This is a genomic window from Paenibacillus sp. EB106-05-06-XG162, from assembly GCF_058791655.1.
In genome coordinates this window covers 51,022-70,755 of sequence record NZ_JBYTDT010000002.1, presented here as the reverse complement: position 1 = coordinate 70,755, position 19,734 = coordinate 51,022, and the positions used below count along the sequence as shown (strand labels likewise).

23 protein-coding genes and 1 pseudogene are annotated in these 19,734 nt (G+C 45.8%); 10 read left to right on the top strand and 14 right to left on the bottom strand.

The features are described 5' to 3' along the window. Positions 1–25 precede the first annotated feature (25 nt). From AC3WU2_RS06185 to AC3WU2_RS06160, 6 genes and pseudogenes are all read right to left on the bottom strand, one after another. Positions 26–934 carry a carbohydrate ABC transporter permease gene (locus AC3WU2_RS06185; protein ID WP_492452349.1) on the bottom strand — a complete coding sequence of 303 codons (909 nt, stop codon included), beginning with the start codon at positions 932–934 and terminating at the stop codon, positions 26–28. An 18-nt stretch (positions 935–952) separates the two neighbouring features. Then, on the bottom strand, positions 953–1,915 hold the full coding sequence (locus AC3WU2_RS06180; RefSeq protein WP_492452347.1) for an ABC transporter permease: 963 nt from the start codon (positions 1,913–1,915) through the stop codon (positions 953–955). A 400-nt stretch (positions 1,916–2,315) separates the two neighbouring features. Continuing rightward, a complete protein-coding gene (locus AC3WU2_RS06175) occupies positions 2,316–3,359 on the bottom strand; it encodes a YdcF family protein (RefSeq protein ID WP_492452345.1) in 1,044 nt (347 codons plus the stop codon). 28 nt (positions 3,360–3,387) lie between these two features. Next, positions 3,388–4,023, bottom strand: a complete 636-nt coding sequence (locus AC3WU2_RS06170) for a TVP38/TMEM64 family protein (RefSeq protein ID WP_492452343.1) — start codon at positions 4,021–4,023, stop codon at positions 3,388–3,390. A gap of 71 nt (positions 4,024–4,094) precedes the next feature. Next, positions 4,095–4,385 (bottom strand): annotated as a pseudogene (locus AC3WU2_RS06165) (MarR family winged helix-turn-helix transcriptional regulator); the annotation flags it as partial. A gap of 18 nt (positions 4,386–4,403) precedes the next feature. Continuing rightward, positions 4,404–5,321 (bottom strand): tyrosine-type recombinase/integrase, encoded by a 918-nt coding sequence (locus AC3WU2_RS06160; protein ID WP_492452341.1) that lies wholly within the window; start codon positions 5,319–5,321, stop codon positions 4,404–4,406. Positions 5,322–5,489: 168 nt separating this feature from the next. Here AC3WU2_RS06160 and AC3WU2_RS06155 point away from each other — a divergent pair, with 168 nt between their 5' ends. The 6 genes from AC3WU2_RS06155 (at position 5,490) to AC3WU2_RS06130 (ending at position 9,524) form a co-directional block, all read left to right on the top strand. Further along, positions 5,490–5,693 (top strand): cold-shock protein, encoded by a 204-nt coding sequence (locus tag AC3WU2_RS06155; RefSeq protein WP_492452339.1) that lies wholly within the window; start codon positions 5,490–5,492, stop codon positions 5,691–5,693. Between the two features lie 112 nt (positions 5,694–5,805). Next, a complete protein-coding gene (locus tag AC3WU2_RS06150) occupies positions 5,806–6,078 on the top strand; it encodes an HU family DNA-binding protein (protein WP_492452337.1) in 273 nt (90 codons plus the stop codon). 674 nt (positions 6,079–6,752) lie between these two features. Further along, positions 6,753–7,436 (top strand): response regulator transcription factor, encoded by a 684-nt coding sequence (locus AC3WU2_RS06145; protein WP_492452335.1) that lies wholly within the window; start codon positions 6,753–6,755, stop codon positions 7,434–7,436. Beyond that, positions 7,433–8,524, top strand: a complete 1,092-nt coding sequence (locus AC3WU2_RS06140) for a sensor histidine kinase (RefSeq protein WP_492452333.1) — start codon at positions 7,433–7,435, stop codon at positions 8,522–8,524. Before AC3WU2_RS06145 ends, AC3WU2_RS06140 begins: the two co-directional genes overlap by 4 nt. 20 nt (positions 8,525–8,544) lie before the next feature. Then, positions 8,545–8,898, top strand: coding sequence for a DinB family protein (locus tag AC3WU2_RS06135; RefSeq protein WP_492452331.1), 354 nt, complete (start codon positions 8,545–8,547; stop codon positions 8,896–8,898). Positions 8,899–9,098: 200 nt separating this feature from the next. After that, positions 9,099–9,524 carry a hypothetical protein gene (locus AC3WU2_RS06130; RefSeq protein ID WP_492452329.1) on the top strand — a complete coding sequence of 142 codons (426 nt, stop codon included), beginning with the start codon at positions 9,099–9,101 and terminating at the stop codon, positions 9,522–9,524. Between the two features lie 7 nt (positions 9,525–9,531). Here AC3WU2_RS06130 and AC3WU2_RS06125 read toward each other — a convergent pair whose 3' ends face one another. The 4 genes from AC3WU2_RS06125 to AC3WU2_RS06110 form a co-directional block, all read right to left on the bottom strand. Beyond that, positions 9,532–9,744: a hypothetical protein gene (locus AC3WU2_RS06125; protein ID WP_492452327.1), complete on the bottom strand. Its 213-nt coding sequence runs from the start codon at positions 9,742–9,744 to the stop codon at positions 9,532–9,534. Between the two features lie 5 nt (positions 9,745–9,749). Beyond that, the gene (locus AC3WU2_RS06120) at positions 9,750–10,457 is read right to left on the bottom strand and encodes an ABC transporter permease (RefSeq protein WP_492452325.1); all 708 of its coding nucleotides are present in this window, start codon (positions 10,455–10,457) and stop codon (positions 9,750–9,752) included. A gap of 96 nt (positions 10,458–10,553) precedes the next feature. Next, positions 10,554–11,201, bottom strand: coding sequence for a TetR/AcrR family transcriptional regulator (locus AC3WU2_RS06115; protein WP_492452323.1), 648 nt, complete (start codon positions 11,199–11,201; stop codon positions 10,554–10,556). Between the two features lie 75 nt (positions 11,202–11,276). After that, entirely contained in the window at positions 11,277–11,552 is a 276-nt protein-coding gene (locus AC3WU2_RS06110; protein WP_492452321.1) for a zinc ribbon domain-containing protein, read from the bottom strand. Positions 11,553–11,723: 171 nt separating this feature from the next. Between AC3WU2_RS06110 and AC3WU2_RS06105 the strand changes: the two genes are divergently transcribed. Then, on the top strand, positions 11,724–12,104 hold the full coding sequence (locus AC3WU2_RS06105; RefSeq protein ID WP_492453186.1) for a VOC family protein: 381 nt from the start codon (positions 11,724–11,726) through the stop codon (positions 12,102–12,104). Between the two features lie 86 nt (positions 12,105–12,190). Here AC3WU2_RS06105 and AC3WU2_RS06100 read toward each other — a convergent pair whose 3' ends face one another. Next, the gene (locus AC3WU2_RS06100) at positions 12,191–15,307 is read right to left on the bottom strand and encodes an MMPL family transporter (protein WP_492452319.1); all 3,117 of its coding nucleotides are present in this window, start codon (positions 15,305–15,307) and stop codon (positions 12,191–12,193) included. A 65-nt stretch (positions 15,308–15,372) separates the two neighbouring features. Next, positions 15,373–15,987, bottom strand: coding sequence for a TetR/AcrR family transcriptional regulator (locus AC3WU2_RS06095; protein WP_492452317.1), 615 nt, complete (start codon positions 15,985–15,987; stop codon positions 15,373–15,375). A gap of 163 nt (positions 15,988–16,150) precedes the next feature. On the opposite strand from AC3WU2_RS06095, the gene AC3WU2_RS06090 reads away from it, so the two are divergent. Together AC3WU2_RS06090 and AC3WU2_RS06085 are read left to right on the top strand one after the other, a co-directional pair. Further along, positions 16,151–16,354, top strand: a complete 204-nt coding sequence (locus tag AC3WU2_RS06090) for a hypothetical protein (RefSeq protein ID WP_379344062.1) — start codon at positions 16,151–16,153, stop codon at positions 16,352–16,354. Between the two features lie 115 nt (positions 16,355–16,469). Further along, entirely contained in the window at positions 16,470–16,976 is a 507-nt protein-coding gene (locus AC3WU2_RS06085; protein ID WP_018754452.1) for a vWA domain-containing protein, read from the top strand. Between the two features lie 148 nt (positions 16,977–17,124). Here the strand turns inward: AC3WU2_RS06085 and AC3WU2_RS06080 are convergent, their stop codons facing one another. Further along, entirely contained in the window at positions 17,125–17,544 is a 420-nt protein-coding gene (locus AC3WU2_RS06080; RefSeq protein WP_379344059.1) for a VOC family protein, read from the bottom strand. Positions 17,545–17,744: 200 nt separating this feature from the next. On the opposite strand from AC3WU2_RS06080, the gene AC3WU2_RS06075 reads away from it, so the two are divergent. Further along, positions 17,745–18,239, top strand: coding sequence for a DinB family protein (locus AC3WU2_RS06075; RefSeq protein ID WP_492452313.1), 495 nt, complete (start codon positions 17,745–17,747; stop codon positions 18,237–18,239). Between the two features lie 67 nt (positions 18,240–18,306). Here the strand turns inward: AC3WU2_RS06075 and AC3WU2_RS06070 are convergent, their stop codons facing one another. Continuing rightward, positions 18,307–19,566 carry an MFS transporter gene (locus AC3WU2_RS06070; protein ID WP_492452311.1) on the bottom strand — a complete coding sequence of 420 codons (1,260 nt, stop codon included), beginning with the start codon at positions 19,564–19,566 and terminating at the stop codon, positions 18,307–18,309. Positions 19,567–19,734 lie beyond the last annotated feature (168 nt).

Sequence of the window (19,734 nt, the reverse complement as noted above, 5' to 3'; positions counted from 1 at the left end):
CCCTTTTCATATATGGATCAAAAAATCAGCCCTTAACGGAACCGATCATGACACCCTGAACAAAGTAACGCTGTAAGAATGGATAAACGGCGATAATCGGTAACGTAGCAACAATAATGACTGAGTATTTCATCAATGCCGCAACCTCTGCCTTATTATTCATCGCAGATGCTGATGCCAAGTCGATCGCACCGCCACCTTGTGCCGCCATCTGTTGAAGTACTAGAATCTGACGCAATACGAGCTGAAGTGGATATTTGGCCGCGTCATTGAGATAAATCATCGCCGAGAAGTAACTGTTCCAGTGACCTACACCATAGAATAAAGCCATAACCGCGATAATCGGTGTCGATAATGGCAGAATAATCTTAACGAACATCCGCATATTCGTACATCCATCGATCTGAGCCGCTTCTTGCAGTTCCTTCGGAATCGAAGATTGGAAGAAGGTTCGCGATACGATAATGTTCCAGATGGATGCAGCCGATGGGATGATAAGCGCCCACATCGAATTGACCATCCCTAGTTCTTTGATGAGCAAATAACTTGGTACCAAGCCGCCGCCGAAGAACATCGTCACCATAAACATCCCCATGAAGAAGTTGCGTCCTACGAAGTCTTTGCGGCTGAGTGCATATGCAGCTGGCAAGGTGACCGCTAAGTTAACCAATGTCCCTATAGCCGTATACAGAATGGTATTCCCATAACCTGTCCAAATCGCTGAATTCTCAAATACTCGCTTATATCCTTCAAAGGTTATGCCTTTCGGCAACAGCCACATCTCACCGGACCCGACATACTTCGGATCACTAATCGAGGCACTAAGCATATAGACGACAGGATAGAACACAATAATAAACGCCAGGAATACATAAATATAGTTGCAAATTAGAAATACTTTGTCCCGCCCAGTTTCTTTAACACCAGAAACCATCTGTCTCACCCCTCTTTTCTACCACAAGCTGTTATCACTGCTGCGACGTACGATTTGGTTGACGGTAATTAACAGAATAGCGTTAATTACGGAGTTGAACAAACCGACGGCTGTCGAGAAACTATACTGCGCATCTACCAAACCTGATTTGTAGACGAATGTCGAGATGACATTCGATGCTTCCATATTGAGTGGATTTTGCAGCAACAAGATTTTCTCGAACCCGACCCCGAGCAGACTACCGATATTCAGAATGAGTAGAATCATGATTGTCGGCACAATAGTCGGAATGTTAATGTGAAGCACACGTTGGAAACGCGATGCGCCATCGATAATCGCCGCTTCATGCTGCTGTGGATCTACGCCTGAGAGCGCTGCCAAATAAATGATCGTTCCCCAGCCTGCACTCTGCCAGACACCAGATAACACGTACATCGTCTTAAACCATTTGGGATCGGTTAAGAATTGCGGTGCATCGAAGCCTAACCATGTAATAACGTGTGTAATCAGCCCTGTTGAAGGCGACAAGAACGTAATGATCATCCCTGCCATGACGACGACGGAGATAAAGTGCGGCGCATACGTGACGGTCTGAGCCATTTTCTTGAAGAAACCGTTCTTCACTTCATTGAAAGCAAGTGCCAGTATGATCGGGATCGGGAAGCCGACCACAAGCTCATACAAGCTTATGCTAAGTGTGTTCCATAACAAGTCCCAGAAATAGTAGGATTGAAAGAATCGAGTGAAGTGATCGAATCCGACCCACGGGCTTCCGAGAATCCCTTTTGTCGGAATGAAGTTTTTAAATGCGATCTGTATGCCGTACATCGGACCATAATGGAAGATCAGGAAATACAAAAACGCTGGTGCAATGAATACATAGAGTTCCCAGTTCTGAACAATCCGCTTCCACAATTTCTTGTCTTTCGACTTTAATGTTGGAAGTGTGTTGCTCGTTAAGGCCCCATTGGTATTCTGCATAGGTGTCACCCCTTCCTGATGAATATAGTTGTCGTTAGCATCGTCATCCATGCTTGGAATCGAACCTTGCTAGCGCTTACAACCAACATACCGAGGATTGGAATGACCGTAAATATGTCATTTTGGACGGTACCTGCGAACGCTTACAGTATACGTTTTCATCATTTTCACAAGATCGTTTCCACATAGTGACAATATGTTGTTTTTGCTCAAAAACCGCGCCATTAAGCCATTCGCAATTTTGACCAATCGCAAAAACAGCGAAAAATCAGGCTTTTACAATGCACTGTGTAAGCGAAAACAAGAATGACATGCAGCGCTTAACCTTCGCCACAACAGAAAAAAGACGAGCAGTGTGCTTTCGTCGCACGACTACTCATCCTCTTTGGCCATCCTTTGTCTAACCTTTACCAAAGTAATATTGAAGGCCTACGCCTATCATGGATAATCCCAATACAATCCCTACGACAATGCCATGGCGCTTGCGATTCATCACAACAACAGCTATATATTCACGAATCATCGCGTTCGGCCAATAATAGAGCGCTGTCTTCGCCCCGATACCTTGACTGGACAACCCTGCAAGACGCGCATACATGCCAGCCCGGAACAGATGGAAACTGTTCGTCGAGAAAATGCTGTTATAGCTGCTTCCCTTCAGCTCATCCATGATTCTCTTGGAGAACAACATATTCTCATACGTATTCCTAGATTGATTCTCTTGAATCGTATGCTCCATCGGTATTCCCTTGTCCACCGTGTAAGCTTGCATCGCTTCAGCTTCCGACAGATTCTCATCCGACCCTTTGCCACCCGATAAAATAATGGTTGGCGGCGATCCGACAGCTTCCTGCTTGCGATAAAATTCAATGGCCTTGTTAATTCGATTCGCGAGCAATGGCGGAACCTGATTATGAATCAGACCGCTCCCTAGAACGATAATAAAATCTTGATTATATCTCGGTTTGTTGAATTGATACAGAAAGTAGGCCGATAGGAAACTGAATAAATTCACCAGGAAGTAGAGGAAAATGAACATAACCCCGGGATACAAGATTTGAATCTCCTTCGGTAAATAGCGGATCGGCTGGATTATCGTTAGAATGATAAACAGTAAAATACCAATGCCCAAGAGCAACGTGAGATAATTCGAAAACTTCCGGCCTTCTCTGCGAATCAGGATTCTTGCATTGATAAACAACACGATGATCAAAGCATACACGCCAAAAGTCAGCATGATCACGATCAGGACGATCGGGATAATTGCGAGAATCTTGAGAAATGTCTGATCGGACGCAAAGGCTGCAATAATGCTCACGATTCCCGTCGAGCAGATGAAAATATTAAACAAAAAACCATTCACCGTTCTCCTCGGATCTCTAAGATAGAACCACAGGAACAGAACGAATGAAAGAACTGGAACAATCCACAAGTAAAAACCCATGCTGCGTTAAAACACCTCTTCTATACAATCATTTCATCGAATCCAACGGCACCGTTGTCGTATCGATCGCTTCTTCTGCACGCGCGAATCGCTTCTCAATCCGCTTACTTACCCATAAGGATGCCACAATGAAGAGAACGACATACAACAGCTCTATCGGACGCTCCATAAATCTCTTCAAATCATAACCAATATAAGAGACCATGAAGACCATAATCGCCTTACCCATGCCGCAAGCCAAGAGGAAGGAGCGAAATGGCATACGTGCCGCTGCAGCGGCAACGGTGACGGCGACGAACGGTCCAACAGGCAAAATGCCTAGCAGGAACACATAGCTAAATGCATTCTGCCGTGCCCAACGCATCCCTCGCTGAACCTTCGGTTTAGAAGTCCAACGCTTCGCGAACCTGGAGCTGGATATTTTGGCCACGATCAGATAAGTAACCGCGCACCCGCTCACCAGTCCAATCCACGAATATAAGAATCCGAGCCAGAACCCATAGACAGCCGCATTTCCCCCAACCAGGACAATCGTCGGCAGTGGCGGTATGAAAGACTTCATAAAGGTTAAGAAGATTCCGGGAAACGGCCCAAGCGAGCGATACTTCTCCAGCAGCTCCACCCAGTTGCCGTCAGATATATAGGATAGAATATCAGCAATCATCTCTTACGATGCACCTACTTCTTGATTTCATTCCTCCTATTATAGCACCGAACAGAGATCCGTAGATATAATTAATCCTTACCATGAATACGCTCTATTTCATCCATCGACATCTGGTTCGAAGCTTGCAAGAAATCGAGGATCACTTGGAGCTCCTGCTCGGAATAGCGGGACAACAATTTCAATGTGTTGTCCTGTATGGAACGGAAGCGTTCGCCAATCCGTGCAACCTGCTCCGGGACGGCCCGCACAATGACTTTGCGGCGATCGTTCGGATCCTTCTCTCTCCTTGCAAATCCCGCCTTCTCCAATCGGTCGATGATACTCGTTACTGCCCCTGTGGTAAGACCCGTCAATTCTGCAAGCTGCCCTGCATCCCCTCATTGACATGCTATTTTTTCGACTTCAGATTGCAAATCTGCACGAGTTACCTTGACGTAAATCATCGTTGTGTCCAAATTATAGTGTCCCATAATTTGCGCCAAGCGGTGCAACGGCGTGTTTTCTGCCATCACGTACCCGAACCGGTGCCGAAGATCGTGGGCGCTCAAGCCTTCAAGCCGCGCTGCTTTCATATATTTTCGAATCAAATGACGTAAAGCACGTTCTGTTAATCGATTACCAGTTTTCTCCGATGGAAAGAGATAAGGACTGTCCGGAGGGAGTTCTGCCAGATATTTTTCTAAAGCAACTCTGCACGTAGCGTTCAAAGGTACTTCCCGCTGTTTATTCCGTTTTCCGGATCGGACCGTAAGCTGGCCGCTGCGTTTTCCGATTTGGATATCTTCGGGAGTCAGGTCGCACACTTCCATTGTTCGTAAGCCGGTGTGAAACATCACAATAAGAATCGTCTGATCCCGAAGAGAACCGCCATGCTCGGCCGCAGCGATTAATGCAGCTTCTTCCTTGTCTGTCATGTGCCGAGGGCTTACCTTTTCTTCTGGAACCAATTTGACCGGCTTTGAAGGATCACGGCGAATTGTAGATTCCGACACGGCCCAGTCAAAAAAACGTTTCAGTGTTATAAGTCGCCGGTTAATGGTGGCTGGTTTCAATTCCATCACTTTTTGTGAAGCTTCCCGATACCGCGTTAATGTTGGAGTAGTCACATCTGTAATTCGAAATACAACTTCTTCCTCTTGGTGTCCGGTTGTCTCAAACCAACTGATAAAATGTTTCATGTCACTTGCGTATTCTTTTAGCGTCTTGGGATTCAAATCTTCGTGGGTAGTGAGAGCGTGAATGAAATCTTGTATAGTCTGCTCACCCTGTTGCGAAATCCCGATTATCTCTCTCATTAGCAAAACCTCCAAATATTGACTTACATTAGCGGACATGGTATTCTTATTTTAACCAAAACATTAGCGGACATCAATTATGCTTTCTGAAAATGTCTAACGACGGCTAATCTTCATTAGCGGTCATTGAAATGATCGTGTTAATAAATTCATATTAGGAGGAATTCTATGCAAACAGGTACAGTTAAATGGTTTAATGCTGAAAAAGGCTTCGGTTTTATCGAAATCGAAGACGGAAACGATGTATTCGTTCATTTCAGCGCGATTGAGGGAGATGGTTACAAATCGTTGGATGAAGGTCAACGCGTCCAGTTCAATGTGGCCCAAGGTAATCGTGGACCTCAGGCTGAAAACGTTTCTATACTTTATTAAAATCTTTCAAGCTGCCCTAAACGTGGGGTAGCTTTTTGTTTATTCTCGCTTGCATCCATACCACGAGGGCTGTCATTTTCGTAATTTAAATAATAAAAGTGAGGTATCGCAAATGAATAAAGAACAATTAGTAGTAGAAGTGGCTAAATCTAGTGGATTTTCAAAAAAGAATGCTGAAAAAGCAGTAACGCATGTACTGGACTCGATTTTTGAAGCTTTAAAGCAAGGCAAAGAAGTTCAATTAGTTGGCTTCGGAAAATTTGATGTCCGTAGTCGTGAAGCACGCATGGGAAGAAGCCGAAAAACCGGTGAAGAGGTGCAAATTCCGGCGGGTAAAGTCCCTGTATTCACGGCAGGAATCACTCTGAAAGAAGCTTTAAATTAAGCTTAATGCCACCAAATGCTAATATAAAATAAAGATGTGACCACATCAGAAAAGCGGTTTTTTATCAAAACAAGTACACATGATTCGGACGTAAGTGTCGTATTTTCCACCATTGATGACATTATTAATTTTTATTCCAAACAGGGTTTACTGAGAAAAGCAGACGATCTGAGCAATTTAAATAACCACACAAGCAAGGAAAAGGATCGTATATCAAAGAAATGAATCTTTACAACCGACCCGTAATGCGGGCGCTTCAACACCGACTATGGGATGAGAGCAGCAAACGATTTGTGGGGTTTAGGGGTCTAAAAGGATAAATAATTGGCAGATCGTAGTTTCTTGCGGTCTGCCTTATTTCATTGCCTGCTTCAGTAATGCTTCACCGACTCTCTCCGTTAGCACAATATCAATTGTGATTTGTAGGGCCATCCATTTGAAGACGCTTTGCCTTTTAGCGTATATTTTCGTTAAAATATTGGCGGAACCCCATAAGGAGCGAAGCGAAGAACAGTCAAACGGAAGATCGAAAGGTTATTCAACCAACCGAACTGGATTGCAGCGCTGGATGATGCGTTCGAAATAAGTTCGATCTATTTATTAACCATTTCGTTTAAATGTTGTTTAAATAGATCGTGTATACTGCTTATATAGTTGGGTAGGAGGTTGTATGCATGACTAACATTATGATCGTCGATGACGATGCACATATTCGTGAGCTAGTCTGCCTGTTCTTGCGGCAGGAGGGATTTCAGACCTGTGAAGCAACGAATGGCCTTGAAGCGCTTGACCTGATTGAACGCACGAAAGTCGATATGATGATTCTCGATATTATGATGCCGAAGATGGATGGCTGGGAGTTGTGCCGCGAACTGCGGAGACACTACGATATACCGCTCCTCATGTTGACCGCGAAGGGAGAGACCACGCAGAAATTAAAGGGCTTCGATCTGGGAACAGACGATTATCTCGTCAAGCCCTTCGATCCCTTAGAGCTTGTCGCAAGGGTGAAGGTGCTGTTAAAGCGATACCAGATTACGGCTTCCCGCGTGGTCACCTTGGGCAAAATGCAGCTCAACCACAATACGCTTGAGGTGACAAATGGCCTCGGGGAGGCCACCACACTGCCGCCCAAAGAATTCGAGCTGCTCTTCAAGCTTGGGAGTTACCCAGAGAAGACATTCACAAGGGAACAGCTGATCCAAGACATTTGGGGCTATGACTTTGAAGGGAATGAACGGACGCTCGATGTGCATATGAATCGTCTGCGGGATCGCTTCCCGCAAGCTACCTATGGATTCCGCATTCGCACAGTACGCGGCATTGGGTATCGTCTCGAGATTGAGGCCGAGTCATGATCAAGCGCATTCGAGAGCAGATATGGTTCCGTATCCTGCAAGCTTGCATCACAATTCTACTCTTCTTCGTCGGCAGCGGCGCGGCCGCTTATGGACTCTATTACTGGCTGCGTGGGACGAATGTTACGCTGCCATCATCGCCTTTTTGGGGCTTTATCCTTATTCAAGTAGCAGCGCTAATCATTATGGCCATGGTCGCTACCCCTCTTGCCTTCTATGCAAAGCGCAAGTCCGAAAAGACCTTCAACCTCGTCATCACAGCCTTGCAGCGGATTGCCAAGGGCGACTTCTCAGCCTATATCAACCCGCAAGAGCGAGTGGACGATGAATTCGGACAGCTCATTACGAACATTAATGACATGGCCGTCCAATTGAATGAGCTGGAGAACATGCGCCAAGAGTTCATTTCCAATGTCTCGCATGAGATTCAATCCCCGCTAACCTCCATTCGCGGCTTTGCAAGGGCCTTGCAGCGAACGGACTTGGAACCGGACATGCGCACGCATTATTTAGATATCATCGAGACGGAGAGTATGAGGTTATCGAGGCTGAGCGAGAACTTATTGAAGCTGACGTCGCTAGAGTCGAAGCATCACCCTTTTGATCCGAAGCCGTATCGGCTTGATCTGCAGCTGAAAGCGACGATCCTCGCCTGCGAACCGCAATGGCAGGAGAAGCGGATCGAGATCGAAGCAGAAATGCCTGAGTGCATGGTCATCGCGGATGAAGAGATGATGAGCCAGGTATGGATCAATCTTATTCATAATAGCATCAAGTTCACACCCGCAAACGGACTCATCACTGTACGAGTGGATAGCGACGATCCCCGTCACGGTCCTGCTCGCGTACACATTACAGACACAGGGATTGGGATTGATTCAAAGGCACAGAAGCATATTTTCGAGCGATTCTACAAAGCGGATACCTCACGGAACCGGGACATTGGCGGCAACGGCCTTGGCCTGTCCATTGTCAAACGCATCGTGGATATGCATGGTGGGAGCATTTCGGTGAAGAGCGCGCTCGAAGAAGGAACAACATTTACGGTTGCCCTTCCGGCGCCTGAAGAACAAGCACCGCAAAAATAACAAAAAACAGAGGAAAAAACATGAAAGCAACAATAGACAGATTACAACATTGGATTACCGAAGTCCCTGTTAGGATCGGGTCATTGTCTGAACTCGAATCTTCCATACGACCACAACCTCACAGATGGTCCAAAAAAGAAATCCTCGGTCATCTGTGCGACTCAGCTCTGACGAATATGCAGCGTTTTGTACGTGCACAATATGAACCTCAGCCCTACGTCGTACTTAAATATGCGCAGAACCAATGGGTAGAGCATATGAATTATCAGAATCAGCCTATGGGACAGATCTTGGACCTATGGATTACATTAAATACGCAAGTGGTAAACATTATCGCCCACATTCCTGAAGACAGGCTGATATATATGGAGTGACGCTTCCTGAAATCAGAGAAAATAGTCCGATAATTAGCTATCAATTGGTTAACTCTCCATTAAAGCATGTCAGAGTTCTGACAGCGAATTTCCTAGATGAGACGTTAGGTGGTGAACGACTTGCACTCATATGGGAGATAGCCGTTGCGAACAATAAAATCACAAAAATCAGAACGGTATTCGATGGTGCGAACCCGCTTGTGGACGAAGCGAAGCTCATCCAAGATTATCAACAGTTATTTCAAAGAGAAATATATGTGCCTGCTCATTTCCCTTTTGAAATTACCCATTTCAGCGGAGAAATTCAACATATCCATCAGCGATTGGTCCTAAGATATCACAACTCGCCTATAAACGGGATCATCCAAATTTATATTATGCCCGCAACGATAGCGTTGGAGAAATACAAAGGATTCCACGATCAATTTCATACCTTTCATGATGGAACAAAGGTTCTTTATCGTACAAATTCCCACATCAGTTACGAAATACGGTTTCAAAAAGAAGGCATGCATTATGATGTGACTATCGGAAATAAGGAGTACTTAAAGAACAACTTTTCAATTAATGATTTATTTATCTTCGCAGAATCCATGAAACGAAATGAAATTAACCGAAATTCATAACCAGTCCTCACATTTGTACCAAACCACTTACAATCGCTAGAACGCCGACGCCAATGCATACCATTCCAACGGTCTGCAAGTTCTTTGTTGAGGACCTTCTCACTGTAAAAGCGATTCCTAATAGGATGATGATGACACCTACAATAATACTAAACCAAAGAAGTTGTGGAGCAAAATTGTCAAGCGTACGATCGATAAATCCTTCAATTTTTTGTTCCATTTGTGTTAGACCTCCATACAGCTAATTTTTTTCATTACAGTGTTTGTAAATAGGATTCCGACGATGATTGTTATTACCATAAATACAAGAGCAGGAACAGTAGATGTTAAGCTCCCAGCTACGATATTGCATAATAAAGAACAAAGTAATACCGCAGAAATGATCGCTGTAGGCGTCGATTTACGAATAAATCCGATTCCCATTGCAATGGCACCTAACCCCGCAGCCGAAACAGCCATCATTGCAGTCGTCTTAATCACTTTCGTAATGACTTCAATTGTAATCCTTTCACCGACTAGCGGTGAGATCGCTTCGCTTATACCGAAAATAGCAAAGATGATGAGGTTGCTAAGAACCATAGCGATGATTGTAAACAAAGAAACAACCATAACTTTAGAAATGAAAATTTCACTCCTTTTTATCGGATACGAAAAGAGAAGGATGACCCGCTGTCCCGTATATTCCTCAATAACAAATCGAGAATACATCACTGAGGACATGACACAAAAAACGGTCATATGGAGCACGCTGAATAACGGAATCATATGGTTAAATCCAACAAACAGCCGCATATCTGCATCATCGGGATCCAATTGTGGCACATAAGCAAATAGATAGAGCATCCCCAACATAATCATCGTAATGACGAGCGTAGAAAGGATATATATACGAATGGTGTTTCCTTTCAGTTCAAGCTTCATTAAATCCCTCATTCTTCATCCCTCCACGCATAATTGCTTTTCCTTTGCATTTTACATACATTTATATGTATGTATTTTATCAAAAAAAACAAACTATCTTACGACAGTCTATTTTAGATTACACATTTCTTTGTGGAACTGTTCGAGCGCCGCTAGGATTTGATCATCCATAAGGGGTAAGCCTATACCCTGGAACAATTCCCGCAGGTGTCTTACCTTTTGCATATATTCCTCTGTATCCACCGCGAAAATAATAGGACTAAGCCAAATGTTCGTCAGCAGCATAAGCGTCTCAGCCGTCTGCTTGGGATATTCGATAGAAATTGATCCATCCTTCATACCTTCTTCAATAAAAGCAAGGATATCTGGAGCTCCTGTATTGATACAGTCCATTAATTGATTGGCAATCAGCTTCGGGCTTCTCAAAATCGATGGGATCGACTTCATTGCATCGATCTGACCTTGATTCGTAAAGGACAATAAAAAAGCACTTTTTAATTTTCCCAAACCATTTAAACCTGTCATATCCTTTGTTTGTTCAAAAGGATTATTTTCTAAAGCCAATCGGTCGAGAACGGCGTCGATAATATCTGCTTTTGATTTGAAATGATGATAAAATGCACCTCTCGTCAAATCCCCTAGATCATCAACGATATCTTGAATGGTGGTCTGTTCCCACCCTCTTTCGAGGAAAAGCTTCGTCGCCGTGTCCAATATACGCTGTTCAGTTATTTCTGGATATTTATTACGTGGCAATACATCACCTCTTTTACATACATTCATATGTATGTATCATATTGCTTTATTTCCTGTGTGTCAATAGAAGGCACTTTATTGCGGCCTGCTCCCTTTCCACCGCTCCAATTGATGCAAGTTCCGCGTAAACAGCTTGCCAATAAACCTTGGAAAATGGAATTCTTTCATCTTGCCAATCACCCGCTCACGCATCTCGTCTAGCGTAATATTCGGCAGCGTAAATGCGCCATTTTCATAACAATGACTGCAATACATCGTACTCTTCGTGCCATCTGCTTCCGATCCGCCGCCACGCTCGTCACTAGACATCGGCATCCCGCAGCTCTGACAGTTTTTGTAGACGGTACTCATTCTGTCACCTCGTTCCTTCCTTTGCATTGTTCTCGATCTTGCTCAAAGTATACTTCCCAGCTCGTCTAACCACAATCGAAATTTCAATTTGACATACAACCAAAAGGTTTCATATAATAAAAAAAGTGAAACTGAATGGTTTCTTAAATATGAAGGAGGAGTCCTCTTATGATTACAAGCGCAAGCCCATTTCTCGTCGTCGAAGATGTCGAAGCATCCATACAATATTACCAAAGCCTATTCGGCGGTGAGGTGAAAATCCTCAATGAACATCAAGGTATTCTAAGACACGCAGAGCTCCACATTGGAAACAGCCTGCTGCATTTCTCTAGTACGTATGGCGGTCATGTACCAAAAGGCCACAACATCAAAGTCATTCTGAACATCGATAGTGAAGCGGATATGCGCCGCATGTACGATAAATTAGTAGCAGATAACGGACAAGCTACGGTAGAGCTGCAAGATACATTCTTCGGAGCATTGCACGGCGAAGTCACAGATCACATCAACGGCATCAACTGGGTTATGAACCATTTCCGCCAACAACAATAACACACAGCAATCCTGTTAAGCAAAAAAGTCTCCAAAACCACGTGGGCCGTGGCTCTGGAGACTTTTTTCATTCCTGGATGTTCATTTTATGATTCGAACGAGTTCTGATACACTTGCTCCTTCTCCCGCGCACCCTTGCGCTTAAACGCATCTGGAAGGACCATCAGCGCTGGCAGCAGCATTGGCAGCAAGATGAAGCATAGGACAAGCAAGCCTACAATGACCGCTGTCGCTAGCTCAATAAGCAGAACAAGTCCGGATGGCATTAATGTCGCAAAGGTTCCGCCTAAGATGATCATAGCGGAGATGACCACGCCGCCGATATTTTTGGCTGCATGCACGATGGCATCTCTCGGTGCCATGGAACCATACTCTTTGTACCGCATCATGAGGAAGATACTGTAGTCGACGCCAACCGCGACGATAATAATGAAGGAGAAGAATGGTACGAAGGACGATACCCCATCCGCCTTCAGAATATATTCCGTCATGAAGTTCGATGCCGACATTGCGACATAATAGGACGCGACAAGCGAGAGAATGATATAAATCGCCGGCCAGAATTGACGGATCACAAGCAGCAAGACGAGAAATACCCCCACAATAACGATGATTGCGGTACTATTGAAAGAATCCACCTGTGCATTGTTTATATCATACGTCGAGGAGCTTGGTCCTGCTGCACCGAACTGTGCATTGGCGAGCACCGTTCCTTTCAACGTACTCGCAACGGCATCATTGATTTTTTCAATCGTACCTAGCGCCGCTTGGGAATACGGGTCATTATCAAGCACAACGAGCAGTTTCGTAATTTCACGATCCTTCGACATGAAGTTATCTACCGCTTTGCCGAAATCTTCGCTCGTGAGCGCTTCGCGCGGAATGAAGAACGTCTTCGCATTATTTAGCTCTGTCATAAAATTACCCGTCTTACCCAATCCTTCGGAGATATCTCCAAGACCGTTGCCACTCTTACCAAGGCCATCCTTCAATTGGGACATGCCGTCGGATAAGCTGGTAAGCCCTACGCCCAGCTTCTTCTGTCCCTCTTGAATTTTCGCAAGCCCATCATTAAGCTTCTTCATATTCGCCGTAATTTGACGATTGCCGGCAGCTCCTTTATGCAAGCCGCTCGCAAGCGCTGAAGCGCCCGACTCAAGTTCATCCATCCCCGATGCCATTTGTGTCTGTGCTGCAGCAACTTGCTGGAGTCCTGCGGAAGCTTTGGCGAAGGAAGTATTCAGCTGCGCATAATTCTTGTTCAGTTCCTGCATTCCACCGACCATCTGAGCAACGCCCGATTCGAGGGACGCCCCTGTCTGCTTCAACTTCGCATAGTCTTGGTCTTCACTCACCTGGCTATACTTCGCACCCAGCCCACCGATCAACCCGTTCATGCCAGCAAGTCCTTGCTGGATGCCAGGAAGCTTCGCTTCAAGCTGTGTATATCCATCAGCTAGAGAACCATATCCTTGCTGTAATTGCGAGATCCCTTGGCTCAGTTCCGTTGTCGAGCTCGAGACAGATTTCATCCCTGTCTTCAGCTGGGAAATCCCCTTCTTCAGTTGATCTGCACCATTCGCGCCCTGATCGATCCCTGCAGCGACTTGATTCATTGCTCCCGTGATCTGGTTATAACCGTTGTAGATTTCACCTGTTCCGGATGCCAACTTCGTGACATCGGAGAAATCTGGACTCACCAGTTTCTCGTTCATCTGATGAATCCCATCTTGAATTTTGTCAACGCCATCCTTGGTTGCCGAAATCCCTTCCGCAACCGATTCCGACTGTGAACTAATATAGAATTCATCAATCGGTTTGGACTGCGGCTGCGTTACACTCGCAACCTTCTTCACACCTTCAATCCCTTTGATTTTATCCGTCAATTTATCGATCACAGCAAGGTTATCGTTATTATCTAATGCCTGATCACTCTTCACGACAACGGTCGTCGGCAGCGCTTGACCGCGGCTGAAATTCTCCGCTACAATATTGAACCCCTGGGTAGAAGGGTAACCATTACCTAGCTCCTTCAATTGGTCGAAGGACAGCTTCTGTCCGCTCGTTAAGAGCACGGGAATCATCAGCGCAATAATGATCACTGTCGTAATGATCGGATGACGTACCGACATACCCGTCAGCTTCGCCCAGAACTTGCTCTCTTTATGTCCATCTTTGTTCTTCGAAGGCCAGAACAACTTCACCCCGAGCGTCTTCATGAAGAACGGCGTCAATGTCATAATCTCAAGGACCAACACCGCCGTCCCAATCGCGACCACATTCGCCGATTTATAGATCCCGAAGCTCGAGAAGCTAAGTCCGGCAAAAGCAATGAACACGGTCAGAATACTATAGAAGATTGTCTTCCCTGCCGTCTGGTAAGAGACGATAATCGCTTCGTTCGTCGAACGTCCATGTGCCAGCTCTTCCTTGAACCGATTGAACAACAGGATGTTATAGTCCGTGCCAATCCCGAACAAGATCATGATGAGCAGCATCTGTGTAATGCTCGTCACCGGGAAGTTCAGCTTATCAATGACTTGTGACGCGATCCCCATGGAGACTAAGTAGGAGACGCCCACGAGCAAGAGCGAAATAAATGGAATCAATACCGATCGGAACATGGCGATCAAGACGAGCAGAATGAAAGCCACCGTTAGAATCGCACTCTTCTCCACGCCGGATTCCGACGCTTTGATATAGTCCTCTTGAATGAAATCCTCGCCTGTCAAATAGTAAGGGACATCCATCCCCTTCAACACATGACCGAATTCATTCTTAATATCCTCGATCTCTCGCCCTTTGCGATCCAACTCGAAGCTCACCATGAGCGTCGTCTGATTGTCCGAGATCAAGGATGATTTCGCATCTGGCATGGAGAACGGATCTAGAATATTCTCTAGTCCCAACTCGGACTTCTTGGCCGTTACATCAGCGACGCCCTGCTCAACCTGCTTCATCTCGGCATCGGTCATCTTCTGATCCGTATGGAAGACGAGGATATTGCTCCGCGATGTACCGCCACCACTCATTTCTTTAAGCAGGGCGCCAGCCACTTTCGACGGGCTGTCTTCGGTGAGCGGATCTTGACCTCTCTGCCGTAGAATTGCATTGACATCCGGCTGGAACGCGACGAGCAGTGCCGTCACAACAAGCCATGCCGCAAGAATTCCCCAGCGCCACTTAATAATTTTGTTCATCATCTCTCTCCACACTCCCTATCCATTAAAAGGTTAATAAACGACTGTTCATTTTTAGAACAAAAAAATTACTGGCCGAGTCTCTGGCAAATCCCAGCCGAGTAAATGTGCAACAATTCATTTGCCAACCTTTGAACCGTAGCCCCATCTTCATGATCGCGCAGGATCATACATACCCCTTCAATAAGGGTGGATGAAATCATACGAATCGTGTCTTTCAATTCCACTAGGGATGGTCCTGACAAATCTCGTGCCGCTAAGAAGAACTTCTCGATAATCTGGATGACAAATTCGATCAAATCCTGCTTCACATGCTCATACTTCGATCCCGCACTTAAATTCAGCATAATCCGGAACTCACTGCTCGATTCCTTGATTAGCTCCAGCAATGTATTCTGGATCATGTTGATATAATCGATCGGATCCGTATTCTCATTCGTGCAGGTCTGCTCAATATTCAGCTGAATCTCCGCGAGGTATTGCAGGAACTGCTCGTATGTAGGATGCAGCAGCTCATGAAGAAGATCTTCCTTGCTCTTGAAATATCGATAAATATTCCCCGGTGTAATGCCTGCCGAATTCGCAATCTGACGCATGGACGCGTTCATGTAACCATGCCCCAGAAATTCGGACAAGGCTGCGCGAAGAATATTGTTTTTGACGTCATCTTTTAAATACTGCATTAGTAAACACCCGTTCACTTTCGTCTCGAATGAGTTTATTATAGCTAGTGATTTTTGTCATTTCAACCCCTTATTTCTTGAACATTCTATGAACATTCCCTTGTCGACAACACCTAACCCCTGTTAAAATAAGGTAAATATCACGTTGAAGAGGAGTATGATTATGAATAAAAAAGCGAAGCTTATCCTCAGCACCATTGCAATCGCCTTAGAGTGGGGCGCTTGCGTAGCTATGTTCGGATTTTCCTTCCAGACCGTGCTCTACGGCATCCTATTTAGTATCGTTACCGTACTCGGCATCCTGTCCATTGAATCATCGATCGATACTGCCATTCAGATGGATAAGTACAAAAATCCTCAGCATTAACGAACCTAGACTTTGGTCTAGTGTTCCTTCGCTCCCCAGTCTGAGGACAATACGGGACCCCCATGCTAAGATGAGAATTAACGACATGTACGAAATGATAAGGAGCGAACGAAAAATGAACCGAAATTGGCTAATGGGCGGCATTCTGATTGTTCTCGGGATTCTGCTCGTAACAAGCGGCGGAGAATCCTGGGGTACGGGCACGATATTCAAATATTTCTGGCCTACCATGTTCATCATCCCGATTGGCGTATTCCTGCATTGGCTGTATTTCTCCGTAACAGATCGCCGAGGGGTTGGATTATTAATCCCGGGTGGGATTCTAATGACCGTAGGGATTGTATGTCAGATCTCCATGCTGTTCGACAGCTGGGGCATCATGTGGCCAGGATTTATTCTCGCGCCTGCCGTCGGATTGTTCGAATTCTATTGGATGGGCAGTCGGAACAAATATCTGCTCATTCCGATCAATATTCTACTCGCACTATCTTTGATCTTCTTCGTGGTCTTCACGATCGGTTCCATCTTAAGCAAACTATCCACAGGCCAACCGATCCTTGCGATGCTGCTCATTCTCGGTGGTGCAGCGCTTCTCTTCTTCCGCAAGAGATCTTACGTGTAAACGAAACACACCGCATACAAAAGGGATGCCCCCCGTTAACCTGTAAAGGTTATTTACTGAGGAGCATCCTTTTTGATTGGCACGCACAAAAAAAGAGGCACCCGGTGCGCGCGAGACACCTCTCCTTATCCTATATGTTCTTATGCTACTATTCTTTACACTCTTCGCCGTTAAGCTGCCACTGGATACCGAACTTGTCCTTCACCATGCCATACAGCGGGCTCCAGAACGTCTTCTGCAGTTCCATGATCACCTGTCCACCATCTGCGAGTGCATGATAGATCGACTTCAATCGTTCCATATCATTGGATACGATCGCAATACTCAGCTGATCTCCATATGTAAATGGCTGTCCAGGGAAAGTATCTGAGAACATGATAGTATGGCCATCAATCTCTATCGCAGCATGCATCACACGATTTTTAGCTTCATCAGGGATCGGGTGATCTTCATTTGGCATATCGCCAAAACGCATGATTCCTTTGACTTTCGCTTGCAGTGCCTTCTCATAGAATGCAACGGCATCTGCACATTGACCATCCAAATTGATATAAGGTGCAATATTCATACTACTCCTCATCCTCTTTTCGCAGCATTGTATAGGTCGGACATGCCTTCCCATCGCAATTATTATATCCTGATTTTCCCTCGCCGATAAGAGGGCTGAACAATTTTTACAAGTCATTTAAATTCTAACCACGTTCAGGACAGATTCCCGTATACTAAAAGGATAGAACTGGAATTTACTCAGAGAGAAGAGGGATCACCTTGAAAACATTATTCGAATACAATTGGCAAGTTCGGGACGATTGGTTCCGCTGGTGTGAAGATGTTCCACTGGATGAGCTATTGAAAGTTCGGACCGGTGGCGTAGGAGGTATTCTACATACACTCTTCCATATCATCGATGTCGAGTGGAGCTGGATTCGCGCCATGCAAGGAAGACCGGATTTCCAAGAAAGCTTCGATGACTATCAGAGCATTGCACGAGTACGTGAGCTGGAAGCCGCATTCCGCCCCGAGGTGATCGATTTCGTAAGCGAATGGAACGAGCAGATGGAGAATCGGATTTTCCAAGACACACGACCAGATGGAAGCATCGTGATAGATACCTGGGGTGAAATTACGCGTCATATCATCGCACATGAGATTCATCATATGGGCCAATTATCCGTGTGGGCAAGAGAAATCGGGAAGCAACCTATCTCCGCCAATCTGATTGGCCGTGGATTGGTCAATCAGCCTGCGATCCACAAGCCGTAATCGTCCCATCCCACAGAAAAAGGAGTGGCGGCAATCCCACTCCTTTCATTAATCCACTTCACAATCCTCACCGAGTAACTTCTCTCCGTGGCATCTTCTCTCTCTGCCCCGCCATTGAACGGAGATATCCCCGCATACATAACCAACATACGAAGGGGGCACTGCCCACGACAAGAAGCAGAATGTTCAAGACGAGCGGATCTTGACTGACAGACACCGTCACAATAAATAGAAGCATGCTCACGATACGCCCCGCACTCAGCCCCAACTCGCGAAGCACGATATACTCCTCCCGCTGCCGCACACTCTCCTCGTTCTGTCCAATCAAGTCGAAGACCGCCGAGGTCATGGGGACCGTATAGAGCGGAATAAAGAGTGAAGTCCCAATCCCGAAGATCAGCATCGTCATGTAGCTCATGCCGAAGAAGAACGGTAGAATCACCACGATCAGCGCCACGGTACCCAGGAGCATGGCCGGGCTCCGCCAAGACGGCTTAATCCATTTGCCCACGAAATAGAAACTGATGAAAGCAATCGCCGATGTAATCAATGTGAAGTTACCGAGCTTCATCTCACTCCCCGTCTGGATATATACGAGCAGACCAATCATCACCCCGAATACGGATTCACGGAATCCTTGCGCCGCCAGTGCTCCGAGAATAGATCGCCACGGTGTCCCCTTCGTCTGCAAAATACGGGCAGGCAGTCTCCATTCGTAGACTCCCTCTGTTCGCCGCTGACGCAACCAAAAGCTAACGACAACCCCGGCGATGAAGGTACCGAGTGAGATCATGAACACCATACGGTAACCACGCTCTGCGTTCATATGCGAAATCAGAAGCCCCGAACACCAAGGTGCAACCATCCCCGCAATCGCACCGAATATCCCCATCCAACCATTGAATCGATCCCGTGTATCGGGTTCTGACACCTCGAAATAAATTACATTAAACACAAGCCAGAATAGCCCGGTAGCAAGCCCTTGCACAAGCCCTAACAGCCAAATATAGTGAACGGCAGACGTCCCGAGAAGCAAGACAATCGCATAGAAACCCGCGGAGAGTGCAATCCCTATTCGAAAACATAATAATGTATAGCCTTTCTTCACCACATACCCTGCAATCCAGAATGTCAGCGCCATACACAAATGGGTCAAGAGCGTAAACCAGCCGATCGCCGCAAAATTATGACTTGCTTTCCAAAGGTATACACCGAGGAAGGTTCCCGATAGACTGCTCGCAATCACGAACAATGCGTGCACCGCAAGCAGCAGCCATGACTGGCCTGTAAGCCGTTCGGCTCGGTCCATTGGATGCGCCTTCTGCATCTGCAATCCTCCTACATCTGTTCTTCATTTGAACACCACTCGCATTAACGTACCCCAATTGGCATTAAAAGAACCACAATTCACCTATTTGCTCGTTGTGACTTATATCACTATACTAAGAAGTAGCAAAGTAGAGTCGCCGCACAAAATCATCCAACGTTAAATCCA

Bases quoted from the DNA above. Each gene is read 5' to 3' on its own strand.
- AC3WU2_RS06185 (WP_492452349.1), bottom strand. From the start codon at position 934: ATGGTTTCTGGTGTTAAAGAAACTGGGCGGGACAAAGTATTTCTAATT.
- AC3WU2_RS06180 (WP_492452347.1), bottom strand. From the start codon at position 1,915: ATGCAGAATACCAATGGGGCCTTAACGAGCAACACACTTCCAACATTA.
- AC3WU2_RS06175 (WP_492452345.1), bottom strand. From the start codon at position 3,359: ATGGGTTTTTACTTGTGGATTGTTCCAGTTCTTTCATTCGTTCTGTTC.
- AC3WU2_RS06170 (WP_492452343.1), bottom strand. From the start codon at position 4,023: ATGATTGCTGATATTCTATCCTATATATCTGACGGCAACTGGGTGGAG.
- AC3WU2_RS06160 (WP_492452341.1), bottom strand. From the start codon at position 5,321: ATGAGAGAGATAATCGGGATTTCGCAACAGGGTGAGCAGACTATACAA.
- AC3WU2_RS06155 (WP_492452339.1), top strand. From the start codon at position 5,490: ATGCAAACAGGTACAGTTAAATGGTTTAATGCTGAAAAAGGCTTCGGT.
- AC3WU2_RS06150 (WP_492452337.1), top strand. From the start codon at position 5,806: ATGAATAAAGAACAATTAGTAGTAGAAGTGGCTAAATCTAGTGGATTT.
- AC3WU2_RS06145 (WP_492452335.1), top strand. From the start codon at position 6,753: ATGACTAACATTATGATCGTCGATGACGATGCACATATTCGTGAGCTA.
- AC3WU2_RS06140 (WP_492452333.1), top strand. From the start codon at position 7,433: ATGATCAAGCGCATTCGAGAGCAGATATGGTTCCGTATCCTGCAAGCT.
- AC3WU2_RS06135 (WP_492452331.1), top strand. From the start codon at position 8,545: ATGAAAGCAACAATAGACAGATTACAACATTGGATTACCGAAGTCCCT.
- AC3WU2_RS06125 (WP_492452327.1), bottom strand. From the start codon at position 9,744: ATGGAACAAAAAATTGAAGGATTTATCGATCGTACGCTTGACAATTTT.
- AC3WU2_RS06120 (WP_492452325.1), bottom strand. From the start codon at position 10,457: ATGAGGGATTTAATGAAGCTTGAACTGAAAGGAAACACCATTCGTATA.
- AC3WU2_RS06110 (WP_492452321.1), bottom strand. From the start codon at position 11,552: ATGAGTACCGTCTACAAAAACTGTCAGAGCTGCGGGATGCCGATGTCT.
- AC3WU2_RS06100 (WP_492452319.1), bottom strand. From the start codon at position 15,307: ATGATGAACAAAATTATTAAGTGGCGCTGGGGAATTCTTGCGGCATGG.
- AC3WU2_RS06095 (WP_492452317.1), bottom strand. From the start codon at position 15,987: ATGCAGTATTTAAAAGATGACGTCAAAAACAATATTCTTCGCGCAGCC.
- AC3WU2_RS06090 (WP_379344062.1), top strand. From the start codon at position 16,151: ATGAATAAAAAAGCGAAGCTTATCCTCAGCACCATTGCAATCGCCTTA.
- AC3WU2_RS06085 (WP_018754452.1), top strand. From the start codon at position 16,470: ATGAACCGAAATTGGCTAATGGGCGGCATTCTGATTGTTCTCGGGATT.
- AC3WU2_RS06080 (WP_379344059.1), bottom strand. From the start codon at position 17,544: ATGAATATTGCACCTTATATCAATTTGGATGGTCAATGTGCAGATGCC.
- AC3WU2_RS06070 (WP_492452311.1), bottom strand. From the start codon at position 19,566: ATGCAGAAGGCGCATCCAATGGACCGAGCCGAACGGCTTACAGGCCAG.